The following is a 4,415-nucleotide window of genomic DNA, read 5'->3' on the forward strand; positions in this document are numbered from 1 at the left end:
TTCTAGGTTCTAGGTTCTAACAAGCTTATAAATAGCTCGGGGTTTGTCAAACTTTTCCTAGTACCTATTTCTTCCTAGCACCTTGTAACTCGTTTACTTCCAGCTTTTCATCTTATGGCCTTTAACAGCATAGAAAAGGATAAATAAATAACAAGGTAACATTACAATATAGGCTGCTTGCTGTGCGTCAGCAGAGTCAACACCGCCACTGGCAAGGCCCCAAAATAATGGACCAAATGCACCACCGGCAATACCCATTACCAATAAACCAGAACCAACACTGGTTAGCTTACCTAAACCTGAAAGTGCCAGTGGCCATACAGCAGGCCAAACAATTGCATTAGCGAATCCTAACACAGCAATCATTAATAGTGTATCTGGTAATTGCACTTCTAAACCAAGCGCGCTTGCAACAACTACAGAGCTTGAATCACTCACTACAATGGCCACTGTTAGAATGCTACCTAAAATGGCTGATACACTCAAAGCAGCTTGCTGAGATATTACGCGAGGAATGAGTGCTATACCAATAATATAACCTAGCACCATACAAGCCATGGTATAAGAGGTCATAACACTGTATTTTTCAACACCTAGCGATAAAGCAAAAGTACCAATTGTATCACCGGCGATTACTTCAACAGCAACATAAACAAATAATGCAACAACACCCAGCGCTAAGCTAGGATGTGCTAAAGCGGCTTTCACTTGGCCTTTTTGACCTTGCTCTTCGTCATCTAATAGTTCAGGTAGTGGCATTTTTGTTACAGCAAAACCAAGCGCACCGATAAATAAAGCCATACCTAAATAAGGGTAAATCAAGCTATTTGCCATTGCATCGATTTCGAGCTGAGTTAATTCTTTACCCACTGAACCTGTAAAGTCACTTAAAATAAGCGCCGTGAAAACAATCGGTGCAATTACACCGGCACCTTTATTCAAAATACCCATTACACTAACACGTGCCGCTGCAGACTCTTCTGGCCCAATACGAACTACATATGGGTTAACCGCCGTTTGCAATAATGTTTGACCTGCCCCCATCACTAGCTGTGCAAATAAAAACAAGGCAAATACTTGCGTTTTTGCAGCAGGAATGAAGAGTAGGCCTGCAACCATCATGGTGCCCATACCCAGTGCCATACCATTTTTATAGCCGACTTTACGAATAATCATCGCTGAAGGTACGGCAGTAAAGGTTACTGCAATATAAAAAGAGAATAAAATCAGCGATGCCTGAAATGGCGTTAGTTGCAATACTTGTTTTAAGTAAGGCATTAATGAGCCATTTAACCAGGTTGCAAAACCGAGTATAAAAAATAGAGTGGCGACTATCGCCATGGGTATAAAATTACTTTGCTTATTTGACACGGTGGCTTCCATAAAACATTCTCTTGTTGCGAGCTTTAATTATAGTTATCTATATTTTAGTAAGTATCTTAACTAGATTTACTTCACATAGCTTCATTCTAGAGGGTAATTTATAACATTACCCTAACAAAAATGACAGCGCTGCCATAAAACTTTACGTTAATTACAGGCATATTACTAGTAACTATTTATTTTACAATTGGCATAAAAAAGGGCCTAAAGGCCCTTTCAATTTAAAACTACTTACTAATATATTAATTTATATAGGTAATTCTGCTATGCAGTTGCTCATTTAAGCGGCTTCTTAAAGCGATTTTCTGCGATTTAGAAACACTGATCGGAGCTGTGTAGCGCTGCCAAGTTTGACCATCATCTAAGCTGTACTCTACTTCTAAGTAAGTAAAAGGAGTATTAACCTTTAATTTACTATCTTCAACCACTCCGCCTGGGACAGGTAAATTAATGCTTACATCAGCTTTGGCCAGTTTAGTTAACTCTTTAAGGCCCACCGCAGCGGCAAATTGTGACCAATCTTTAGCACGCTGTTTTGTATTAGCTTGCTCGCCTTCCCATGGAGCTTTATGCCAAGCACGCTCAGCAACAGATAAAATACGTGGGAAGATCATGGCTAGCACTTGCTCTTCGGTACGAATCGTCTCAGACCAAACCTGGCCTTGCATACCTAAAATATTTTCAGGCTTTTCAAGTTTCGGCAATGGGCGACCCACAAGTGCTTCTAAGTTGTCTATCGGCTCACGAGTACGTGTATAGTCTGCATTAGCGTACACATTATCTGGCATATAATTAAATGCTTTTGCGGTATCGGTATAGCGCGTTGCCCAATAGTAGCCACGCTCTTGAGGGTGCGCCTCGTACGGGTGATCAAAATACAAGTGCGTACCATGTGAAAGAATGACTTGATAACCTGCATTCGCTAAGCGGTACGCTCTGTCGGCAACTCCCCACTCCCAAATATTATCCCATGCATTTACTGTAAAGGTCTTATTTGGGAACTCATTACGCTTAAACGAGTTTGTTTTATCATACATAATACCGTCTTCCCAGATACCCGGCGATATCCCACGCTTTTCAAGCATTTTAGCTACGCGTTGAGTAAAATAAGGCTTTAAATCAGCTGGCCCTGCTACCCCATTATTTGGGTTAGCGAACATTGCTTGACATATAGGTGAACCAACCCAAGAGCCTGCACCTACCTCATCCCCGCCTATGTGCAAGTTTTTGAGTTGCACACCCGCTTCACGGTACATCTGCTGTAATTCATAAGTCACTTTATCTAAAAATGCGTAGGTTGAATCCATACACACATTCATTGAGTTATCTTTGTAGTTTTGCACCGTCATGTACACGGAGGTGTCATTCGGATCGCTCAATAGATATTGTGTAGCTGCACTGATATCAACTTGCTGTACTTCTTTGTTGGTTTGTCTTTTATTTGTTAAATTATTTTTAGCCGTTTGCTTAGCTTGATCGCTGAGTTTATGGTATCGCGCTTCCATAGCTTTAATAGATGCACGCGCGTGACCTGGGCCTTCTATTTCAGGAATAATTTGAATATGGCGGTCTTTAGCAAACTTTAATAACTCCACAAACTCATCACGAGTTAAAAAGCCATTACCTGAACCAGATTTAAACGGACCTGTACCCAACTGTGTTAACAAGCACGCTTTTTCTTCAAGATCAAAGCAACGGTAACCACCCACTTCAGCCAATTCAGGTAAACCTGGGATTTCTAAACGCCAGCCCTCATCTTCCGAAAAGTGCCAGTGCAACTTATTCATCTTGTAACGCGCCATTTGTTCAACTAATTTGAACATGGCTTCTTTACCATGGTAGTTACGGCCATTATCGTAATGCATGCCACGCCATTCATAACGCGGACTATCTTCAAGTTCCAGCTGTGGCATCTCAACCGCACCTTGGCTATTTGCTGGTATTAAGTTTAAGAAGCTCTGCATAGCATAAAATACACCAGCATTATCGCTGCCAACGATCTCAATTTTGTCATCATCAATTTCAAGGGTGTAACTTTCGCTTTTACCCTCTGCAAGATTTGGGTTTACTTTTAAGCTGATCAGTTTTTCATTGTTGGCTTTAATATGATCAGGCTGTGCTTTAAGTTTTAGACCATAGTCATCTTGTAAGTCTTGCATGAAAACCATAACTTCGCTTTTCAATTGACCCTGAAAACGAATTTGCCAGCTGTTATCAAGTTTGGCAACACCACGATTAAATTCAATATTTTGCGGTTTTGGAATAATGCGTTTTAGTGCGTCTTCTTTAGATACTTTAATAGCCGCGGCTTGGTTACGCTCATAGCGCACTTGTGGCGTGATTAATACAGTGCGATCTTTAGGCTCGTTATAACGACGCAACTGATTTTCACGCTCGAATGGCGCTACAAATTGATTCATATCTTCTGTATCGGTATTCGCAAAGATAGCAGGCGTATTATCCCCAGAGACAAAAAATGCTCGCGGCATAAAATCGGTATAAGCCACAACCCAGACTTGTGCATCAAACTCGATATCTAAGCTTTTGCCTGCTGCTAAACCTTTAAAGTCTTTAGTTGGTACAATACGATGTAAATCACCATTAACGTGCTCAATATTTAAACCAGCAACATGCTCAGTATTAATTTTACGGACAGAGTGAATGTAAAGCTGCCAATCACTTTCACCAGCAGGAAGTGCAACGTTTGATTGGTTATTTAAGGTGATTTTTCCTAAAAACCCGGCGTCTTTATTATGAAAGTTGTCGATGACTGCAAATGTTAATGTGGTCTGTTTTGCAAAGCTATCTATATCACTTTGCGAAAACTGCGCTTGCACCATAAATGGCATCGCAGCAATCAAACCTGCCAATGCGTGCTTTTTTAAATCCATTACTCTCTCCTCGTTTATACCCTAAGACTACGCATTTCCCCCTGCATAATCTCTTATTATTGTTTATAAATTCCTCCCCATCATATAAAAACTAAAATGACAGCGCTATCATTAATTGAAATAAAAGCTATCAGCTATCAG

General features: G+C 40.6%; 2 protein-coding genes. Both read right to left on the bottom strand.

Translation table 11 applies throughout. The features are described from left to right. Positions 1–93: 93 nt before the first annotated feature. Positions 94–1,383 (bottom strand): sugar MFS transporter, encoded by a 1,290-nt coding sequence (locus CSC79_RS16365; protein WP_099296821.1) that lies wholly within the window; start codon positions 1,381–1,383, stop codon positions 94–96. Between the two features lie 242 nt (positions 1,384–1,625). Next, positions 1,626–4,274, bottom strand: coding sequence for a family 20 glycosylhydrolase (locus CSC79_RS16370; RefSeq protein WP_099296822.1), 2,649 nt, complete (start codon positions 4,272–4,274; stop codon positions 1,626–1,628). Positions 4,275–4,415: the final 141 nt, after the last annotated feature.

Origin of the sequence: Pseudoalteromonas sp. 3D05 (assembly GCF_002723455.1) — a bacterium.
In the GTDB taxonomy this organism is placed as follows: Bacteria; Pseudomonadota; Gammaproteobacteria; order Enterobacterales; family Alteromonadaceae; genus Pseudoalteromonas.

What these genes read in the sequence shown, in the direction of transcription:
- CSC79_RS16370 (WP_099296822.1), bottom strand. Translation starts at nt 4,274, where the DNA reads ATGGATTTAAAAAAGCACGCATTGGCAGGTTTGATTGCTGCGATGCCA.
- CSC79_RS16365 (WP_099296821.1), bottom strand. Translation starts at nt 1,383, where the DNA reads ATGGAAGCCACCGTGTCAAATAAGCAAAGTAATTTTATACCCATGGCG.